General features: G+C 67.9%; 18 protein-coding genes and 1 rRNA gene. 16 read left to right on the forward strand and 3 right to left on the reverse strand.

Annotated features, from left to right (window positions below):
- The 14 genes from rrf to KRX55_RS09535 form a co-directional block, all read left to right on the forward strand.
- Positions 1–114 (forward strand): 5S ribosomal RNA (rrf, locus tag KRX55_RS09470); the annotation flags it as partial.
- A 211-nt stretch (positions 115–325) separates the two neighbouring features.
- Positions 326–1,507, forward strand: coding sequence for a hypothetical protein (locus tag KRX55_RS09475; protein ID WP_218407499.1), 1,182 nt, complete (start codon positions 326–328; stop codon positions 1,505–1,507).
- A 74-nt stretch (positions 1,508–1,581) separates the two neighbouring features.
- Complete coding sequence (locus tag KRX55_RS09480; RefSeq protein WP_218407500.1) at positions 1,582–2,565, forward strand: HAD-IIA family hydrolase; 984 nt, start codon at positions 1,582–1,584, stop codon at positions 2,563–2,565.
- Positions 2,566–2,567: 2 nt separating this feature from the next.
- A complete protein-coding gene (locus KRX55_RS09485; RefSeq protein ID WP_218407607.1) occupies positions 2,568–2,759 on the forward strand; it encodes a hypothetical protein in 192 nt (63 codons plus the stop codon).
- Positions 2,760–2,828: 69 nt separating this feature from the next.
- The gene (locus KRX55_RS09490; RefSeq protein WP_218407501.1) at positions 2,829–3,665 is read left to right on the forward strand and encodes a TlyA family RNA methyltransferase; all 837 of its coding nucleotides are present in this window, start codon (positions 2,829–2,831) and stop codon (positions 3,663–3,665) included.
- Positions 3,662–4,597: an NAD kinase gene (locus KRX55_RS09495; RefSeq protein WP_218407502.1), complete on the forward strand. Its 936-nt coding sequence runs from the start codon at positions 3,662–3,664 to the stop codon at positions 4,595–4,597. Before KRX55_RS09490 ends, KRX55_RS09495 begins: the two co-directional genes overlap by 4 nt.
- A 62-nt stretch (positions 4,598–4,659) precedes the next feature.
- Positions 4,660–6,390: a DNA repair protein RecN gene (gene recN / locus KRX55_RS09500; RefSeq protein ID WP_218407503.1), complete on the forward strand. Its 1,731-nt coding sequence runs from the start codon at positions 4,660–4,662 to the stop codon at positions 6,388–6,390.
- An 84-nt stretch (positions 6,391–6,474) separates the two neighbouring features.
- A complete protein-coding gene (steA, locus tag KRX55_RS09505) occupies positions 6,475–7,659 on the forward strand; it encodes a putative cytokinetic ring protein SteA (RefSeq protein WP_218407504.1) in 1,185 nt (394 codons plus the stop codon).
- Between the two features lie 51 nt (positions 7,660–7,710).
- Positions 7,711–8,763, forward strand: coding sequence for a copper transporter (locus KRX55_RS09510; protein WP_218407505.1), 1,053 nt, complete (start codon positions 7,711–7,713; stop codon positions 8,761–8,763).
- Between the two features lie 225 nt (positions 8,764–8,988).
- The gene (locus KRX55_RS09515; RefSeq protein ID WP_218407506.1) at positions 8,989–10,650 is read left to right on the forward strand and encodes a CTP synthase; all 1,662 of its coding nucleotides are present in this window, start codon (positions 8,989–8,991) and stop codon (positions 10,648–10,650) included.
- 12 nt (positions 10,651–10,662) lie between these two features.
- On the forward strand, positions 10,663–11,325 hold the full coding sequence (locus KRX55_RS09520; RefSeq protein WP_304505533.1) for an NUDIX domain-containing protein: 663 nt from the start codon (positions 10,663–10,665) through the stop codon (positions 11,323–11,325).
- Positions 11,322–12,260: a site-specific tyrosine recombinase XerD gene (locus KRX55_RS09525; protein ID WP_218407507.1), complete on the forward strand. Its 939-nt coding sequence runs from the start codon at positions 11,322–11,324 to the stop codon at positions 12,258–12,260. The genes KRX55_RS09520 and KRX55_RS09525 overlap by 4 nt, the downstream gene beginning before the upstream one ends.
- A 212-nt stretch (positions 12,261–12,472) precedes the next feature.
- Entirely contained in the window at positions 12,473–13,345 is an 873-nt protein-coding gene (locus tag KRX55_RS09530; protein ID WP_218407594.1) for a ParA family protein, read from the forward strand.
- A 2-nt stretch (positions 13,346–13,347) separates the two neighbouring features.
- Positions 13,348–14,181: a segregation and condensation protein A gene (locus KRX55_RS09535; RefSeq protein ID WP_370625815.1), complete on the forward strand. Its 834-nt coding sequence runs from the start codon at positions 13,348–13,350 to the stop codon at positions 14,179–14,181.
- Between the two features lie 16 nt (positions 14,182–14,197).
- On the opposite strand, the gene KRX55_RS09540 is transcribed toward KRX55_RS09535, so the two are convergent.
- Positions 14,198–14,866: a hypothetical protein gene (locus KRX55_RS09540; RefSeq protein ID WP_218407508.1), complete on the reverse strand. Its 669-nt coding sequence runs from the start codon at positions 14,864–14,866 to the stop codon at positions 14,198–14,200.
- Between the two features lie 532 nt (positions 14,867–15,398).
- On the opposite strand from KRX55_RS09540, the gene KRX55_RS09545 reads away from it, so the two are divergent.
- Together KRX55_RS09545 and scpB are read left to right on the forward strand one after the other, a co-directional pair.
- Positions 15,399–16,226 carry a sulfurtransferase gene (locus KRX55_RS09545; RefSeq protein ID WP_218407509.1) on the forward strand — a complete coding sequence of 276 codons (828 nt, stop codon included), beginning with the start codon at positions 15,399–15,401 and terminating at the stop codon, positions 16,224–16,226.
- Positions 16,227–16,257: 31 nt separating this feature from the next.
- Positions 16,258–16,821 (forward strand): SMC-Scp complex subunit ScpB, encoded by a 564-nt coding sequence (gene scpB, locus KRX55_RS09550; RefSeq protein ID WP_370625816.1) that lies wholly within the window; start codon positions 16,258–16,260, stop codon positions 16,819–16,821.
- Here the strand turns inward: scpB and KRX55_RS09555 are convergent.
- Positions 16,815–17,285, reverse strand: a complete 471-nt coding sequence (locus KRX55_RS09555; protein WP_218407511.1) for a hypothetical protein — start codon at positions 17,283–17,285, stop codon at positions 16,815–16,817. The two genes, scpB and KRX55_RS09555, sit on opposite strands and share 7 nt — an antisense overlap.
- A gap of 109 nt (positions 17,286–17,394) precedes the next feature.
- Entirely contained in the window at positions 17,395–18,885 is a 1,491-nt protein-coding gene (locus KRX55_RS09560; RefSeq protein ID WP_255567742.1) for a peptide MFS transporter, read from the reverse strand.
- Between the last annotated feature and the right edge of the window lie 112 nt (positions 18,886–18,997).

Below are 18,997 nucleotides of genomic sequence, written 5' to 3' on the forward strand. Positions count from 1 at the left end.
GGTGGTTTTAGCGGTGGGGAAACGCCCGGTCCCATTCCGAACCCGGAAGCTAAGCCCACCAGCGCCGATGGTACTGCATGCGGGAGCGTGTGGGAGAGTAGGACACCGCCGACACTACAACTTCACAAAAACGAAGCGTGGACCATGATCCGACCATGATGCCCCCAGGGGGTCAAGGTCACGATCATGGTCCACGCTTTTTCGTGCGTCCGCCGCCCCGGATATGTGGCGGGGTAGCATGAATTCCTCCGGCTACCCGTGTTCCCACGGGTGGTCGCCGTCCGTAAACCGTTTCAAACCCGATGATCCCGGAAGGGCATGTGTCATGGCTGAACACAATTCCAACGACAACCGTCACTCTGGCCGGGGTCGGGGAGACAACCGTCCGTCCTCCGGTCGACCGCAGACTTCCCGTGGTTCCCGCGGGGGGCGCTCCGATTCAGGCGACCGTCCGAAAGCGACCTACGACCGCAAGACCGGAGGGTTCACCACCGACGACGATCGGCGGAAGCGTGACGGATACCGTGGCCGCCCGTCGTCCTCCGACGACGACAGGCGCCGGGGCGACCGACGGGGTACGGAAGGATCGGGCGGTCGTGGCTACGGAGACCGGGACACCGGCGATCGCCGTGGGGGCGGCTACGACAGGGACAACCGGGAATCCCGTCCCCCTCGCGGTGGCGAACGCCGTTCGGCGGGGAGCCGGGACGACGAGCGTCGCGGCGGACGAAACAACAACGGTGGCCGCGGACATGCGCAGCGGGCGGGGGCAGGCCGCCGCGATGACGGGTTCCGTGCTGGACCGCAGCGGTCCGGTTTCCGGGAGGAACGCATCAAGGCCCGTATGACCGAACCTGACCTTCCCGACGACATCACCGCACATGACCTCGACCCGTCGGTCCGTCAGGACCTCCGGTCGCTGTCGAAGGACAACGCCGAGGCCGTCGGCCGGCACATGGTCATGTCCGCGACCCTCATGGCGGACGATCCCGAGCTCGCCCTTCGCCACGCCCGTGCCGCCAAGGATCGGGCGGGCCGCGTCGCGGTGGTCCGGGAGACGTGCGGTATCGCCGCCTATCACGCGGGTGAATGGAAGGAGGCGTTGGCCGAGCTCCGTGCCGCCCGACGGATGAGCGGTGGACCGGGCCTCCTCGCGGTGATGGCCGACTGCGAGCGTGGCCTCGGTCGCCCCGAACGCGCCATCGAGATGTCCAGGAACGAGGACCTCGACGCCCTCGACCCGGAGTCGAGGACCGAATTCGCGATCGTCATCGCCGGAGCCCGCAAGGACATGGGCGATGTCGACGCCGCGGTGATCGAACTGCAGCGCGAGGACCTCAATCCCGCCCGTACCGGATCTTCCGCGGCCAGGCTCTTCTACGCCTACGCGGACGCGCTGGCCGCCGCAGGGCGCGCGGAGGAGGCCAGGGAATGGTTCACCAACGCCAAGAAGGCCGATACCGGGGAACTGCTCGACACCGACGAGCGGCTCGCCGAACTCGGCTGATCCCGGGCCCGACGCGGTCGGTTGACCGGGGCACCGGATTCGGTCCGTTGCCGCCCTCGGTAGACTGATGGACCATGACTGTGGCCTCAGACTACGACGCTCTTCTCCTGGATCTCGACGGAACGATCTACCAGGGTGGGGCCGCTGTACCGGGTGCCGTCCCGGCCGTCAGCGGCTCCGGCCTACCCGCCGTCTACGTGACCAACAACGCCTCGCGCGCTCCCCGTGATGTGGCCGAGCAACTCAACTCCCTCGGTCTGGACACCCGCCCGGAGGACGTCATGACCTCCGCCCTGGCGGCGATCCAGCTCGCCGCGGACCGTGTCCCCGCGGGTTCGACGGTCCTCGTCCTCGGCACCGACTCCTTCCGTTCCCTGGCGGCTGAGGCCGGTTTCAGGCTCACCGACTCCGCGGATGACGATCCTGTGGCCGTCCTGCACGGCCACAACCCGGACACCGGATGGGCGCACCTCTCCGAGGCGGCACTCGCCATCCGGAAGGGTGCCCTGTACCTGGCGAGTAACCTGGACACCACACTCCCGAAGGAACGCGGGCTGCACGTCGGCAACGGCTCGATGGTCGCGGCTGTGGTCTCCGCCACCGGTGTCTCCCCGATCTCCGCGGGAAAGCCGGAACCGGCGATGTTCCACTCGGCGGCCCGGGCCCTCGGCTGCACCGCGCCGCTCGCGGTCGGCGACCGACTCGACACCGACATCGCGGGAGGGGTCGCCGCCGGAATGGACACCCTCTGCGTGCTCACCGGGGTGAGTGGTCACCATGACGTGCTCAGAGCACCCGTGCCCCACCGTCCGACACTCATCTCGGACACCCTCGACGTCTTCGACGAAGCCACCGACACCCTGCGCCCCGGGGCGCAGGGGGGCTTCACCGCTACCGTCGACGCCGGCGTACTCCGAATCAGCGGCGGAACCCCTGATTCGACCGCCGTGCAGGCGCTCCGGACCGCCGCCGCCGTCGCGTGGGCCACGCAAGCCACGGTCGGCGAGGTCACCGGAGACAGCGCCGATGCGCGTCGTGTGCTCGAACAGTGGTGGTGAGGATGTCCGGACACCCGAAACCGGGACCGCGGTCCGGCGCGCCGGTGCCCGGCGATCCCGGAACACCGCGGACCACCCCGGAACAAGTCCGGAACAGTCTGGACGCTGTTCTGGGGGAGCCGACGGCGACGCTGGCCGAGGAGGCCGAGCAGCTCGCCAGAGCACACCAGATCCTGCACGATGCGCTGCAGTAGTTCCGGTGGGGCCCGTCCCGCCACTCCGTCACCCGACACGCACGCCACCGAACACCGAGGAGTCTCCTGATGGTCGCCCGCAGGCGTCTCGACGCCGAACTCGTCCGCCGCAAGATAGCGCGGTCCCGTGAGCACGCGGTGGAGATGATCCGCGGCAAGAGGGTGGAAGTGGGGGGAATTCTCGCGGTCAAACCGGCCACCGTCGTCAACCCCGAGGTCTCGATCCGGGTCTCCGAGGCCGAGGAGGACACGTACGCCTCGAGAGGCGCGCACAAGTTGCTCGGGGCTCTCGACGCGTTCACCGCGGACGGACTCACCCTGTCCGGGCGGCGCGTCCTCGACGCGGGAGCGTCGACCGGTGGCTTCACGGACGTCTGTCTCCGTCGGGGAGCGTCCGAGGTCGTCGCCGTAGACGTCGGTTACGGCCAGTTGATCTGGCGACTCCAGAATGATCCCCGGGTGCGTGTCCTGGACCGGACCAACATCCGCGGAATCACCCCGGAAGCGCTCGGCGGGCGGTGTGACGCCATGGTCGGGGACCTGTCGTTCATCTCCCTCCGACTCGTCCTCCCGGCGATCCGTGACTGCACGGTCCCCGGCGCCGATCTGCTGCCCATGGTGAAACCGCAGTTCGAGGTGGGCAAGGAGCGGCTCGGGTCCGGTGGCGTCGTGCGCAGTCCCGAGCTCAGGATGGAGGTCACCTACGACATCGCCCGCTTCGCCGGGGACCTCGGGATGACGGTCCGGGGTGTCGTCGCGTCCCCGCTTCCCGGACCATCCGGCAACGTAGAGTACTTCCTGTGGCTCGTCAACGGGCCCGGCACCGACGGTGGCGGGCCCCGGTACGACGGGGACGACGAGATCCGGAAGATGGTGGAACGAGCAGTGGAGGAAGGCCCGAAATGACCGACCGCGAAGTACTACTTGTTCCGCACGTGGGGCGCCGAGCCAACCTGGAGGCAACCGCTGACGCGGCGGAGCTGCTGGATGCCGCAGGCCTCCGGGTGCGGGTACTGACGCCCAGTGACCCGACCGTCCTGGTCGAGCATCCCGTGCTGGGTCGTTTTCCCCGTTACGCGCACTGTGCGGAGGCCGCCGACGGGGTTGAGCTCGTCCTGGTTCTGGGCGGCGACGGCACATTCCTGCGCGCCGCCGACATCGCGCACATGAATGACCTGCCCGTCCTCGGAATCAATCTCGGACACGTCGGGTTTCTCGCCGAATGGGAGTCGGATTCCCTGGAACTGGCGATCACCCGGGTCATCGAGCGGGACTACCGGATTGAGGACCGGATGACCCTTGACGTCACCGTCCTGGGGGCCGATCAGGAGGAGGTGGGTACCGCGTGGGCGCTGAACGAGGTCAGTGTGGAGAACCTCAACCGCTCCGGGGTTCTCGACGCGACCCTCGAGGTGGACGGTCGTCCGGTCACCACCTTCGGGTGCGACGGCATGCTCATCTCAACCCCGACCGGGTCCACGGCATACGCGTTCTCCGCCGGGGGGCCGGTGCTCTGGCCGGAGCTCGACGCCATTCTCGTCGTCCCGAACAACGCTCACGCCCTGTTCGCCAAGCCTCTGGTGGTCAGCCCCTCATCGATCGTCGCGGTGGAGTCGAACTCGGACACCTCGGCGGCGGTCGCGATCATGGACGGTTTCCGGGAACTGCCCATGCCGCCCGGATCACGGATAGAGGTGGAGCGCGGTCGCCGGCCGGTCCGTTGGGTCCGACTGGACGAGTCGACGTTCACGGACCGACTCGTGACCAAGTTCCGTCTTCCGGTGGAGGGATGGCGGGGGCCCGGTCCGGCGAAGCAGGACGGACCCGCCGGTACCTGACAGCTCCACAACCGTTCCCTGCTCTAGCACGCCTGTTCTAAACGTTGCTGTATCGTGGTGGCATGCTTGCAGAGATCACGATCGAGAACCTCGGTGTCATTCCCGTCGCCACCACCGAACTCGACGCCGGGCTCACGGTGCTGACCGGGGAGACCGGTGCAGGTAAAACCATGGTGGTCTCCGGACTCCGACTGTTGTGCGGTGGCCGGGCCGATGCCTCGAGGGTCCGGACCGGCGCCGCACAAGCGGTGGTCGAGGGCAGATTTCTCGTCGATCAGCTGCCCACGGAGACCGCGTGTGCGGTCACCAAACTCGTGGACGCCGCCGGCGGCACCGCCGACGAGAACGGCGAATTCATAGCATCGCGCACCGTCAACGCGACCGGACGCAGCAGGGCTCATCTCGGTGGCCGCTCGGTTCCCGCCGCCACCCTCGCGGACTTCACCGCGGACCTGCTCACGATCCACGGGCAGAACGACCAGCTGCGGTTGTTGTCGCCGGAACGCCAGTTGGCCGCTCTCGACAGGTTCGATCCGCGGATAGCGCCGCTTCTCTCGGACTATAGGCGGGCGTGGCGGTCCTGGCGGGACAAAGCCAGGGACCTGAAGGAACGGACGACGCGGCGGCGTGAGCTCGCGCAGGAGGTTGACCGCCTCCAGTTCGCGATCGGGGAGATCGATGACGTGGATCCCGGGCCGGGCGAGGACACCGACCTCAAGGATCAGATCCGTCGGCTCCAGGATGTCGACGGTCTGCGGGAACAGGCGACCGCCGCCGTCATCGCGGTCGACGGGCCCGAGGCGCTCGGTGGTTTCGACGGGGCAGCCGACACCTCGGGAGCCTCTGACCTCCTCGGTGCGGCCCAGTCGGCGCTGGTGGGGTCGGATGATCCCGTTCTCGCCGCGGTCGCGGCGAGACTGGGCGAGATGACCTCTCAGCTGGGGGAGATCTCCGCGGAACTCGGCGCATTCCTGTCCGGCCTACCCGCCGACCCCGCCGCCCTCGAGCAGATGCTGCAGCGCCAACAACAGCTCAAGCAGCTGACCAGGAAATACGCCGCGGACATCGACGGGGTTCTCGCATGGCGGGACAAGGCACGCCGCAAGCTCGCCGCCATCGACGTCTCCAGCGACGCCGTCGAGAAGCTGCGTGCCGAGACGGCGGAGGCGGAGAAGACGATGCGTTCCTCCGCGGAGAAACTGACGGCGGCCCGGGCCGCCGCCGCGGAGAGACTGGGTGGTGAGGTGACCGGGGAGCTGCAGGGACTCGCGATGGCCAAATCCCGCTTCGAGGTCGCCCTCCGGCAGGTTGTCCCGGGCGCGGACGGCGCGGACGACATCGAATTCCTTCTCGCAGCGACCCCCGACACCGGGGCTCGCGCCCTGGCCACGACCGCTTCCGGTGGCGAACTGTCACGCGTCATGCTCGCACTCGAGGTCATTCTCGCGGCCGGGACCAGCGGGGCGACACTCGTGTTCGACGAGGTCGATGCAGGGGTCGGTGGGCGGGCCGCGGTCGAGATCGGACGTCGGCTCGCGCGCCTGGCCGTGAACAACCAGGTCATCGTGGTAACCCACCTGCCGCAGGTCGCGGCATTCGCGGACACTCACCTCCACGTCGCGAAGCAGGTCGGGGACTCCTCCGTGACCTCCGGGGTCGAGGTGCTGGACGATGACCGGCGGGTCGAGGAGATCTCCCGCATGCTCGCCGGCCTCGACGACACCGCGACGGGCCGGGCACACGCACGGGAACTTCTCGACACCGCCGCGAAGGCCCGCGCCGAGTTCCGCTGACGGAGAGACCTGCCGGGCGGACATCCTGCACGTTGTTCCGCGAGTCTCCACCACGTGGGGCCCGCCCGGTTGCACAATAGCGGCATGAGTCTGTTCTCCCGCACCGTAGATCTCCCCGGCCTGCATGGCACTCTCCGCGAGTGCACCCGCCGAGGGAAGGGCCTGAAACGTCTTTCCGAAGGCGACATCGCCGTGATCGATGCCCCGGACATCAACCGTGCGTTCGCTCAGCGGCTGATCGACGCCCGTCCCGCCGCCGTCGTCAACGTCGCCGGGTTCACCACGGGTGCGGTTCCGAACTTCGGTCCCCAGATGATGCTCGACGCCGGTATCACTCTCGTGGACAGCGTCGGTGCGGAAGTGTGGCGCCACCTCAGGGACGGCCGCAAGGGTGTGCTCACCGAAGACGGCGAGCTCTACCAGGGAGGGACCCTGATCTGTGCGGGACGGGTCCTCGACACCCGTTCCGCGGAGGTCGCATTCACCGAGGCCCAGGGGTCGCTCGTGGACCACATGGAGGCGTTCTTCGGGAACACGATCCAGTTCATCCACTCCGAGGCTCCGCTGCTCATCGACGGCCTCGGGGTCCCGGAGACGGGCGTCGAGATCGCCAACCGGAAGGTCCTGGTCCTCTCACCCGGTCCCGACCACCGGGAACAGCTGAAACGGCTGCACAACTTCATCCGCGAGTACGATCCGGTTCTCATCGGTGTCGATTCCGCCGCGGACGCCCTCGTCGACGCCAAGTACACCCCCGACCTCGTCGTCGGCGATCCGTCCGGCATCGGTTCGGAGGCGCTCCGCAGCGGCGCCCGTGTCGTGCTTCCGGCGGATCCTGACGGGCACGCCGTCGGGCTGGAGCGTATCCAGGACCTCGGCATCGGTGCGATGACGTTCCCCGCCGCCAGTAAATCGGCCACCGACCTCGCGCTGCTCCTGGCCGACTACCACGGCGCTTCCCTCATCGTGAACGCCGGCGCGCCCCTGGATCTCCACACGATCTTCGTCGACGGCCCCGAGGCGACCCCCTCGGCGCTTCTCACGAGGGCGAAGCTCGGTGCCCGGTTGATCGACGGTGAAACGGTTGCGGAGCTCTACAACGTCGGCGGACCGGTCAACCTCGCGTGGCTCTGGACCCTGCTCGGCTTCCTCGTCGCGGTAGCCGTGATCGTCGTCATCGCGGGCACCTCCGGGGACGGAGATTTCACCGGCAACCTCATCGACACCTGGAACAATCTCGCGCTGACCGTCCAAGGCTGGTTCCGCTAGCGGATTCTCCGCCACCAACCTCTCACCACACCTGATCAGGAGTTCTCACCCATGGCCCACACATCACGGCGTCGATTCGGACCGCTGGCGGGCATCTTCTTCGGCATCGCGGGCGGCGTAGCTCTGGGTGCCTGCGTACTGGCCCCGATCCTCCCGGAGGGGGAGTCGGGAACCGAGACGATCACGCCCGCACAGCTCAGTGAGGCCCGTCTCAACGCCGAGATCGGAGCCGCTCAGGCGGACACCGCGGATGCGGTCGTCGCGAGCGTCGCCGAGGAGACCGTGGCCGGTACCCTCACCGACCAGTCGGTCCTGCTCATCACGACTCCCGGGGCGGATCAGGAGGACATCGACAACATCGCCTGGCTCCTCGGGAAAGCCGATGCGGTCGACGCGGGCACGATCGCGCTGACGGAGAAGTTCCTGGATCAGGAGGGCGCCGACGGGCTGAAGACGATCGTCACCTCGACGCTTCCGGCCGGCGCGCAGCTCTCCCTCGACCGGCTCGACCCCGGCACCCACTCCGGTGAAGCCCTGGGCTCCGCCCTGTTCAAGGATCCGGTGACCGGCGATCCGCAGGCGGACGCGGGGGAACGGGATCTCCTGCTGAACGCGCTCTCCGAGGCCGGCTTCATCACCTTCGAGCACGGGACCATCCGACCCGCCGACATCATCGTGATCGTCACCGGTGACGACGACGGCTCCGGCGACCGGTTCGCGGCCAAGAATCTCGCCACCTTCGCGACGGCCCTGGACACGCGGGGCCGCGGTGTGGTCCTCGCAGGCCGGGTGCACGCCGCCGCGGACACCGGCGCCATAGGTGTCCTGCGGGGGAATCCGGACGCGAACCGGCACGTCTCCACCGTCGACTCCATCGACCGCGCCTACGGGCGCATGGCGACGGTTCTCGCGGCACGCTACGAGCGCGAGGGCGATTCCGGTTCCTACGGTTCGGCGGCCTCCGCGGAAGCCGCCGCACCCGCCAGGCCCACCGGTCCGGTCCGGGATCCGGAGCCCGTGGCGGACGGGGCTCCGGCACCGGAGGCGCCGGTCGAGGACCAGCCCGTTGAAGAGCAGGCTGCGCCCGCTCCGGAGGCCGGATAGCGGCCCCGGGTGGGGCCGGGGGCTGTGTTAAACTGGAGACCCGTGGGTTACGTTGCCGTTAACCTTCAGCACCACCTGCGGTTTCCTCGTTTTCCGGGCCCGCTCCACGTCCGTGGGGCAGGCGGATCAACCGGTTGATGCCGATGCTTCGGGTGGGGCAGTCCGTACACCTCGATCCCGCCCGGCAGTGAGCCCGGGATCGACCTAGAACCCCGGGAGCCCCTTTTGTCGCATACGCGTGGCATTGATACCAAGTACATCTTCGTCACCGGAGGTGTCGCGTCTTCGCTGGGTAAGGGCCTGACGGCCTCCAGCCTCGGGCAGCTGCTCACCGCACGTGGCCTGAAGGTGACCATGCAGAAGCTGGATCCGTACCTCAACGTCGATCCGGGCACCATGAACCCCTTCGAGCACGGCGAGGTCTTCGTCACCGACGACGGTGCCGAGACCGATCTCGATCTCGGTCACTACGAGCGTTTCCTCGACCGTAACCTCGGTTCCAACGCGAACGTCACCACCGGACAGGTGTACTCCACGGTCATCGCCCGTGAACGGCGCGGGGAATTCCTCGGCCACACGGTTCAGGTCATTCCCCACATCACCGATGAGATCAAGCGTCGTGTCCTCGAGATGGGGGAGCCGGACGCCGACGGCGTCCGCCCCGACATCGTCATCACCGAGATCGGCGGTACCGTCGGCGACATCGAGTCGCAGCCCTTTCTCGAGGCAGCCCGACAGGCCCGCCATGACGTCGGGCGGGAGAACATCTTCTTCATCCACGTCTCTCTCGTTCCCTACCTCGCACCGTCCGGCGAACTGAAGACCAAGCCGACCCAGCACTCCGTCGCCGCGCTGCGATCCATCGGCATCGTCCCCGACGCGCTGGTGCTCCGCTGCGACCGTGAGGTCCCCGACGCACTGAAGTCGAAGATCGCGCTGATGTGCGACGTGGACGAGGAGGGCGTCATCTCCTGCGCGGACGCGCCATCCATCTACAACATCCCGAAGGTCCTGCACCGCGAGCATCTCGACTCCTTCCTGATCCGTCGCCTGGGACTGCCCTTCCGTGACGTCGACTGGACGGTGTGGGGCGGTCTGCTGGAGCGGGTCCACAACCCCTCCGGTGAGGTCACCATCGCGCTGGTCGGCAAGTACATCGACCTTCCCGACGCGTATCTCTCCGTCACCGAGGCGATCCGGGCCGGCGGATTCGGAAACAACGTCCGGACCGTGATCCGTTGGGTTCCCAGTGATGACTGTGAGACGACCGAGGGCGCCGCGAAGGCACTCGACGGCGTCGACGGCGTCGTCGTGCCCGGTGGTTTCGGAATCCGCGGTATCGAGGGGAAGATCGGCGCCGTGCGGTACTGCCGCGAGAACGGCATACCGCTCCTCGGGCTGTGCCTCGGACTGCAGTGCACAGTCATCGAGGCGGCCCGCGCCGCCGGGATCGAGGACGCATCCTCAGCGGAATTCGATCCGGAGACCCCCGCCCCCGTCATCGCGACGATGGCGGACCAGCATGACGCGGTCTCCGGCAAGGCGGATCTGGGTGGGACCATGCGTCTCGGGGCCTACCCGGCCGTGCTCGAGGAGGGTTCGGTCGTCGCGGAGACCTACGGAACGACCGAGGTGTCCGAACGCCACCGCCACCGTTACGAGGTGAACAACGTCTACCGGGACCGGATCGCCGAAGGCTCGGGGCTCGTGTTCTCCGGTACGTCACCCGACGGCAGGCTCGTCGAGTTCGTCGAGTACCCGCGTGACGTGCACCCGTTCCTCGTGGCCACGCAGGCGCACCCGGAGTACAAGTCCCGCCCGACCCGTCCACACCCGCTGTTCGCCGCACTCGTCGCCGCAGCGGTGGATCGCCACGTCCACCGATAGGAGATCATCCCCTTGACCGCACCCGGTTCGCATGAGTTCACCGTCACCGAGTCGGAGCTGCTCCTCGAGGCCCCGATCATCGCGGTCCGCCGTGACCGGGTGACCATGCCGGGTGGAAGCCTCGCCGCACGGGAGATCGTCGAGCACTTCGGTGCGGTCGCCGTTCTCGCCTTCGACGGGGAGCGTATCGCACTGGTCCACCAGTACCGGCACTGTGTCCGGGACCGGCTCTGGGAGCTTCCGGCGGGTCTTCTCGATCTGGCCGGTGAAGATCCCCTGGACTGCGCCGTCCGGGAGTTGGCCGAGGAAGCCGGCCTGCGGGCCGACCGGTGGGATCTGTTGACCGACGTGGTCAGCTCCCCGGGCTTCTGCGAGGAAGCGGTACGGGTGTACCTCGCCCGCGACATCTCCGGGGTCGAGCGTCCGGAGGCGGCCGACGACGAGGAATCGGACATGGTCCTCACGTGGTTCGATCCCGAGGAGGTCCACCGGATGGTGGTGTCGGGGGAGATCGTCAACTCGATCGCCGTCGCCGGCATCATGGTGGGGCTCGACATCCTCGCGGGGCGCGGCACGCCCAGGAGCGTCGACGAACCGTTCCGGCTCCGACCGACGTCTCTTCCCGGACGTCGCGGTGCGGGCCGCGCTCCGGGTGAGGATCTCAAGGGGTTGTGACGGATCCCCGGGAACTCGCACGGACCTGGCTCGATCACCTCGTGGTGGAGCGGGGGGTGTCGTCGAACACCGAGTCGAACTACCGCCGCGATCTGCGGCGCTACCTCGACTGGCTCGATGAGGCGGGACTGGAGGACCTGAGGGAGGTCCGCGAAACGGACATCGAGCGCTATCTCATCCACCTGCGCACGGGTGACCCGGACACCGGTCGGAGGGCACTGGCCGCCTCCTCCGCGGCACGTGCCCTGGTTGTGGCGCGGGGGCTCCACAGGTTCGGCGTGTCCGAGGGGAAACTCGAACTGGACGTGTCCGGTCAGGTCCAGCCCCCGTCCGTCGGTGATCGGCTGCCCGAGACCCTCACAGTCGATCAGGTGGATGCTCTCATGAATGCCGTGCCCACCGGCGAGCGAGCCTCTCCCGAGGATCTCCGCGACAGGGCGCTTCTGGAGCTGCTCTACGGCACGGGGGCCCGGATCTCCGAGATCACGTCCCTGCCGGTCGACGATGCGCCCCGGGCGAACCCGGACGGCTCCGTGACGATGCTCGTGCTCACCGGCAAGGGCGACATCCAGAGAATGGTTCCGGTGGGCACCCCGGCGATCCGCGCGGTCGAGGCATGGCTGGTCCGCGGCAGGCCCGCGATGTCCCGGGGGCGGACCCACGCACTTCTGCTCAACCGCCGTGGGGGACCGCTCAGCAGGCAGAGCGCCTGGCGCATCATCCGGGACACCGCCGAGCGTGCCGGAATCGACGCCAGGATCTCACCGCACACTCTCCGGCACTCCTACGCCACCCACCTGCTGCAGGGTGGGGCGAACATCCGCGTCGTCCAGGAGCTGCTCGGGCACGCCTCCGTGACGACCACCCAGATCTACACCCACGTCACACCGGAGAACCTCCGTCAGGTGTGGGCCGGCGCCCACCCACGGGCGTGAGGCCCGTGTCAAGGTCTCACGCTTGTTCTTCGTGTTGAATCCGCTGTTCGGTGGTGTCGGCGGGGTGATCGACGCCGACCATGTAATCTGGAAACACACCGGTGTAAGAGAACGGTTTCCGTCGGCCGCGCCACCGGAGCCCGCCACCGGAGTCACGGGCGTTTCACGCGGCCCTGTGTGTATGTGCGAATGACAAGGAAGAGGGATTGACTGTGAGTGATTCGGCGCTGTTCGATTCACCGGGACCCCAGGTAGGTCTGACCGGGCGCCCCCTCCGCGAGCCCGCAGAACCCGCGCCGTTGGACAGGCACGGACCCGCGACGATCCTCTCCATGTGCAACCAGAAGGGCGGCGTGGGCAAAACCACGTCCACCATCAACCTCGGTGCCTGCCTTGCTGCGGAGGGACGGAAGGTGCTGCTGGTCGACCTCGACCCGCAGGGCGCCCTGTCGGCGGGTCTCGGTATTCCGCACGACGAACTCGATCTGACCGTCTACAACCTGATGGTCGACAGCTCCACCTCCGTGCTCAACGCCATCCACCGCACCAACGTCCCCGGCCTGGATCTCGTCCCCGCCAACATCGACCTCTCGGCCGCGGAGATCCAGTTGGTCAACGAGGTCGGTCGCGAGCAGACCCTCGCCCGTGCGCTCCGTCCCGTAATGCGGGACTACGACTACATCATCATCGACTGTCAGCCCTCCCTCGGGCTGTTGACCGTCAACGCACTGGCCTGTTCCCACGGTGTCATCATCCCGATGGAGTGCGCATACTTCTCTCTCCGGGGGCTCGCGTTACTCACCGACACCGTCGAGAAGGTCCGTGACCGGCTCAACTTCGACCTCGAGATCATCGGGATCCTGGTCACCATGTTCGACCGGCGGACGAGCCACGCCCGCGAGGTCATGTCCCGGGTCGTGGAGGTGTTCGGCGACCAGGTGTTCGACACGGTGATAACCCGGACGGTGCGTTTCCCGGAGACCTCCGTCGCAGGTGAACCGATCATCACCTGGGCGCCCAACTCCCAGGGGGCGGACCAGTACCGGAACCTCGCCCGCGAGGTCATCGAGCGGACCGTCGACTGACCGTGGGCCAACGGATCCACGCCTCCTCCGCGACGCTGGGGGAACAGCCGGAGATCACGGGATTCCGGGTCGCGCTCGCGAACTTCACCGGCCCCTTCGACCTGCTCCTGCAGCTCATCGGCCAGAAGAAGCTCGATGTCACGGAGGTGAGTCTGTCACGGGTGACCGACGAATTCATCGCCTACACCCGGGCTCTCGGGGAGACCGCCGAGCTGGATGAGATCACCGAGTTCCTCGTCGTGGCCGCGACCCTCCTGGATCTGAAGACCGCGCGGCTGCTGCCCCGGGGGGAGGTGGACAGCGAGGAGGACCTAGCCCTCCTCGAGTCCCGTGACCTCCTGTTCGCGCGTCTGCTCCAGTACCGAGCCTACAAACAGGTCGCGGAACTCTTCGCGACCTGGCAGCGGGGCGCCCCCAGGCGCTATCCCCGTGCGGTCAGTCTCGAGGAGAGGTTCGCCGAACTGCTCCCACCGGTGACTCTCGGACACACTCCGGCGAGTTTCGCCGAGCTCGCGGCCGGTGTGTTCCGTCCCAGGGTCCCGGAGCTCGTCGGTACCGACCACATCCACAAGGTCGCCGTCTCCGTCCCGGAGCAGGCCGGACGGATACTGGACACCCTGCGGCTCGCCGGAGCGGAACAGTGGCTCACCTTCGCTGCGCTGACCCGCGACTGCACCGTCTCCATGGAGGTGGTCGGCCGCTTCCTTGCGCTGCTGGAGCTGTACAAGGCGCAGGCCATCGGTGTGGAACAGGAGGACGCCCTGGGGGAGTTGCGGATCGCGTGGACCGGGCGCGAGGTCGATCCCCGGGTGGTCGCGGCCGGCAACTGGGAGTGAGCCGCCCGGGGGAGGTTCACCAGAAGCCGGTGTACGCGGCCTCGGTGGCGTCCGGGTCGAGTCGCAGGTAGTCGCGCATTCCCGGCATCGGTAGATCGACGAGCCCGTGTGCGGGCGCGGAGATGATGTGCTCACCCAGCGCCCTCCGCCGGGCCGTGGTCACCGCATCGAGGGTGATGGTTCCCTCCCCGTGCACCGCGAAGGCGTGGTATCCGATCAGCTGGATCATGTAGGGATAGCCGCGGGTTGTGTCGACCGCGACGTCGAGGGCGTCGTCGTCGAATCGTCGCCCCGGCGCGGTGACCGGTACCTCTAGTGCCGCGCGGGCCTCAGCTCTCGTCACGGCACCGAGGATCGAGTGGTGCGCCCGCCGCAGGAACGTGATGGACTCGGCGTTCAGTAGTGCATCGACGTTCTCGGGCAGTCCCGCCATCACGACGGCGACGGGACGTGCCTCCCGGAACAGGTGCTGGATCACCGGGGCCAACTCGCGGAGTTCCCCGGCGGAGCCCGGCCAGACCTCATCCACGGTCATCAGGACGCCGGTACGGTGGGGCGCGAGAATCCCGGTGAGGTCCGTGAGCTGCGACCGGAGCGACGGTGTCCCAGGGTTCCGGTCGCGGACGGTGAAGGTGGCTCCGCCGATCCCTCCCGGGGCGGTCACACCGTCGAGGTGCCTGGTCACCGACCGGGGATCGTGGTTTCGGAGAAGTGTCGGAAGATGATCGGTGACGAGCCTGTCGATCAGGCCCTCCAGCGCGGTCTAGGCGATGGTCAGCCAGCCGAGGGTCTGCGCCGGTCCTCGATCGCGTTGAGGAGGGCGGTCTTGCCCACGCCACGCTGACCGGACAGCAGGAGTGCGCGTGTCGGTGACCCGGGCTCCTCGTCCAGCCCGCGGTTGAAGGCGTCCAGGATGCCGTCGCGTCCGACGAGCAGTTCCGGGGAACTGCCGAAGGTGGGGGAAGGGGTTTCTCACGGCCGGGTCATTCACGTTTCCCCTCGGGCGGGTGGCGCCGTAACCTCGACCTGTTAAATCTGTTAAACATGCTCCGTCATCGACGATGATAGGTCAGTCTTCCCCGGTGCCGTCCGGGGGTGACCCGAGGCCACCGAGCGGGGTTTCTGCCCGGGGGATTTCGGTTGTGGCACTTCGAGCTCCACTCAGCCACCCCTATTCGGGTGTTTTTACCGGTGAAACAGTCCCGTATCCTCATCCCATGTCCTCAGTCACAGTTCCCGGTCCAGTTGTTTCCGTCGACTGGTTGTCCGACCAGCTCACCAGGCGGGACGCGGACCTCGTCGTCCTGTGCGCGTCCATGGGAAATCCCGCGAAGAGCTCGGTGGGGGTGCCGGGGGCCCTGCTCGCCGATCTGGAGGACGATTTCTCCGATGCCGATTCCCCGCTCCCACACACCGTTCCCGCGGATGTCCGCGGGGTGTTCGAGGCCCGGGGCATCTCGGACGGTACGGCGGTGGTGGTCTACGACCGTTTCGGCATCATGTGCGCCCCCCGGGTGTGGTGGCTCGCGAGGGTCGCTGGCCTGGACAACGTCGCCGTCCTCGACGGGGGCCTCCCGGCGTGGACCTCGGCCGGTCACGCGGTTGAGCCCCTCGCGTCACCGACGACCCGGGGCACGATAACGGCGCCCGGGCGTCCGGACCTCCTGGTCGGCATACCCGGAGTGTCCCGGGCGCTGGCGCGGAGTGCGTGGGAGGTCGTCGACGCCCGGAGTGCGGGACGCTTCGCCGGCGTCGAGGCGGAACCCCGGCCGGGGCTCAAACCCGGCCACATCCCCGGTAGCGTGAATATCCCCTTCACCAGGGTCCTCGACGACGGTCACCTGCGGTCTCCCGGGGAACTCGCGAAGATCTTCCGTCAGGTCGTGGGCGACGCCCGTCGTCTGACCTTCAGCTGCGGCTCCGGGGTCACGGCGTGCGTCGATGCGCTCGCCGCCGAGTACGCCGGCTACACCGATCTCACCGTCTACGACGGCTCGTGGTCCGAATGGGGCAGCCCGCAGGCATGTCAGCCGGTGGGGCCCTGACACACACCCGGGGACCGGTAGAGTGTCCCGGGTGAGTGAAACACAATTCCCGGCACCGGTGACCGCACTGCGGTCCCAGATCGAGTCGATCCTCCTCGTCGTCGACACACCCGTTGATGTGGACACCCTGTCCCGTGTGCTCGGGGCGGAAGGGGAGCTCGTGGCTGGGATCCTCGGTGAGATCCGGACCGAATTCGAGACCCGGGGAAGTGGTTTCGACCTCCGCCGCAGTGCCGAAGGGTGGCGGCTCTACACCCGGCCGGAGAACGCCGGGGTGGTCGAGAAACTGGTCCTCGACGGCAGCCAGTCACGCCTGAGCCGCGCCGCCCTGGAGACGCTCGCCGTCGTCGCCTACCGTCAGCCGGTGACCCGCGCGCAGGTGTCCGCCGTCCGTGGTGTCAACGTCGACGGTGTTATGCGGACGCTGCAGCTGCGCGGATTGATCCGCGAGGTCGAGAACGACGAGACCACGGGGGCCCACCGCTACGTCACCACGGAACTCCTGCTGGAGCTGCTCGGCATCGACAGTCTCGACCGGTTACCCGACCTGGCGCCGCTGCTCCCCGACGTCGACTCCATCGACGAGGACTACTGACCTGCGGAATCCGGTCCTTCCGGGTCCAGGGAGACGAGTGTGAAGGTCCCCCCGTGCTCCCTGAAAGTCGCTGAGGTACCCCCGGGGTAGAGCTCCAGATCGACCGGACGGGAGCAGAGATCGACCTTCGAGCGGGCGAACTTCTTGATGATCGTGCGCCCGGACGGTTTCACGATGCCGAGCGCGTTCGAGTCCTCGAGCAGGCCGCTCTCCGGGATGTCCTTGTGCGGGCTGTCGCCGAGTACCTCATCCACGGCGGCGCGGGGCTGGTAGGGGCAGATCACCGCCATCCCCGTGGCTCCGGAATCGTAGAGGGTCGCCGGCGCGACGGATTCGGGATGTGTCTCGAGCGCCTTCAACAGGGGATCCCGGCCGAAGTCACAGGCCGCGGCACTGAATCCGAGCGCGACGAGGACGACCGCCGGAAACGCCGGAGCGGTGCGGCCGATCGGACGACGTGACACGGGCCCTCCTTCGTGGGGAAGCCGATCTGTCTCCGGTGGACGGACGGCTGTCGGATCCATTATCCCCTTTCTCCAACCGATTCGGTGGAACGGGAGTTTCCACGGTGCGTCACCGCGTCGGGTCTTCCGTGTGCGTCAGCCGGTTGATCCGGCGGCCGAGGGCGAGCACCACGGTACCGATCGCGATGACGACGAGTCCGCAGGCGGTGAAGTAGAACCGTTCCGCCGCCGCATCCTCGGGGTTGTAGAGCCTCGAGATGACACCCGCCGCGGCGGTTCCCGCAGCCATGGTGAGGAAGTAGAGCGCGGAGAACCGCGTCCCGTAGCTCGCTGGCGCCAACGCGGTCGTGGTGGACATCCCGACCGGGCCGACGAGCAGTTCCCCGCAGGTGATCACGAGGACGGCCGCGGCGAGCGCTGGGAACGGTGTGCTGCCCGGTCCGCCGCCCGCGAAGGGGAGGAGTACGAGCAGGCCGCACCCGGAGATGATGACCCCCACGGCCATCTTCGTCGCGGAACCGATCCGGTCACCCAGTCGGGCCCACAGCAGTGCCGTCGGGCCTGACAGGATGAGGATGCAGGCCGGATTGAGTGACTGGGTCCACGAGGCCGGGACCTCGTGCACGGATCCGAACAGCTCCATGGTCCGGTTCAGCCGGATGTCCGAGTACACGGCGAACACACCGTAGGTCTGGTTGAGGACGGACCAGAACGCGGTCGAGGCGAGGAACACGGGGATGAATGCCGTGATCCTGCGCCGTTCGACCTCCTTGAGCGACCCGTCGCGGAGCATGCGGGCGAACAGTACGACCGCGGCGCCGAGGGTCAGTGCGAGGAACACGTTTGCGGCGGATCCGGCATTCAACCATCCGGTACCGGCCGCGACGGCGGCGACAGCGGCGGATCCGGCGGCAACCGCGATGAGGAGGGGACGGGAGGAGGCGGGCAGGGGATCGGAGGGGCCGGCCGCGATATCCGGGGAGCGGGTGAGGAGATAGTTGGCGAGCCCGACGAGCATCAGGACGGCGGCGGCACCGAACCCGTAGTGGAAACCGCGGGAGTCCTGGAGCCAACCGGTGAGGAGTGGCCCCAGGAGCGCACCGATGTTGATTCCCAGGTAGAAGATCTGGAAACCCGCGTCGCGCCTTCCCTCGTCACCGGCGAAGGCGATACCGAGAACGGTGATCGCTGAGGCCTTCAGTGCGCCGGATCCGACGGCGACCGCAAGGAGACCGGCGGTGACGCCCGGTATTCCGGGCACGAGGGCGAGGATCAGGTGCCCCGCGACGAGGATGAGCGCACCACCGAGGAGGGTTTTCTCCGCCCCGGCGATCCGGTCCGCGACCCAGCCACCGCCCAGGGTACAGAGGTAGACCAGGGAGCCGTACGCCCCCATCAGGGCGGTGGCGTCCGCGCGGTCGATCCCGAGGCCGCCGTCGGTGGCGGAGTGGTAGAGGTAGTACAGCATGATCGCCTGCATGCCGTAGAAGGAGAACCGCTCCCACATCTCCACCCCGGCGACGGAGGTCAGTATCCGCCCCCGGCCGGGGAGCGGGGACTGTTCCGGAGGCGCAGTTGAACGTTGTTCAAAAGTCGTCATGAGAAGCATTATCAGTGGATCCGATCGGTCCGGACAAACGGGGCCGTTGTGGTCGGGTACCCCCATGCGTCACGTGTTCATGGGCGGAATCTGACTTCGGCACCCCGGCGTG

Source organism: Corynebacterium sp. TAE3-ERU16, from assembly GCF_019209935.1.
GTDB lineage: Bacteria > Actinomycetota > Actinomycetes > Mycobacteriales > Mycobacteriaceae > Corynebacterium > Corynebacterium antarcticum.

Bases quoted from the DNA above. Each gene is read 5' to 3' on its own strand.
- KRX55_RS09485 (WP_218407607.1), top strand. From the start codon at position 2,568: ATGTCCGGACACCCGAAACCGGGACCGCGGTCCGGCGCGCCGGTGCCC.
- KRX55_RS09510 (WP_218407505.1), top strand. From the start codon at position 7,711: ATGGCCCACACATCACGGCGTCGATTCGGACCGCTGGCGGGCATCTTC.
- KRX55_RS09495 (WP_218407502.1), top strand. From the start codon at position 3,662: ATGACCGACCGCGAAGTACTACTTGTTCCGCACGTGGGGCGCCGAGCC.
- KRX55_RS09560 (WP_255567742.1), bottom strand. From the start codon at position 18,885: ATGACGACTTTTGAACAACGTTCAACTGCGCCTCCGGAACAGTCCCCG.
- KRX55_RS09490 (WP_218407501.1), top strand. From the start codon at position 2,829: ATGGTCGCCCGCAGGCGTCTCGACGCCGAACTCGTCCGCCGCAAGATA.
- KRX55_RS09545 (WP_218407509.1), top strand. From the start codon at position 15,399: ATGTCCTCAGTCACAGTTCCCGGTCCAGTTGTTTCCGTCGACTGGTTG.
- recN (WP_218407503.1), top strand. From the start codon at position 4,660: ATGCTTGCAGAGATCACGATCGAGAACCTCGGTGTCATTCCCGTCGCC.
- steA (WP_218407504.1), top strand. From the start codon at position 6,475: ATGAGTCTGTTCTCCCGCACCGTAGATCTCCCCGGCCTGCATGGCACT.
- KRX55_RS09480 (WP_218407500.1), top strand. From the start codon at position 1,582: ATGACTGTGGCCTCAGACTACGACGCTCTTCTCCTGGATCTCGACGGA.
- KRX55_RS09475 (WP_218407499.1), top strand. From the start codon at position 326: ATGGCTGAACACAATTCCAACGACAACCGTCACTCTGGCCGGGGTCGG.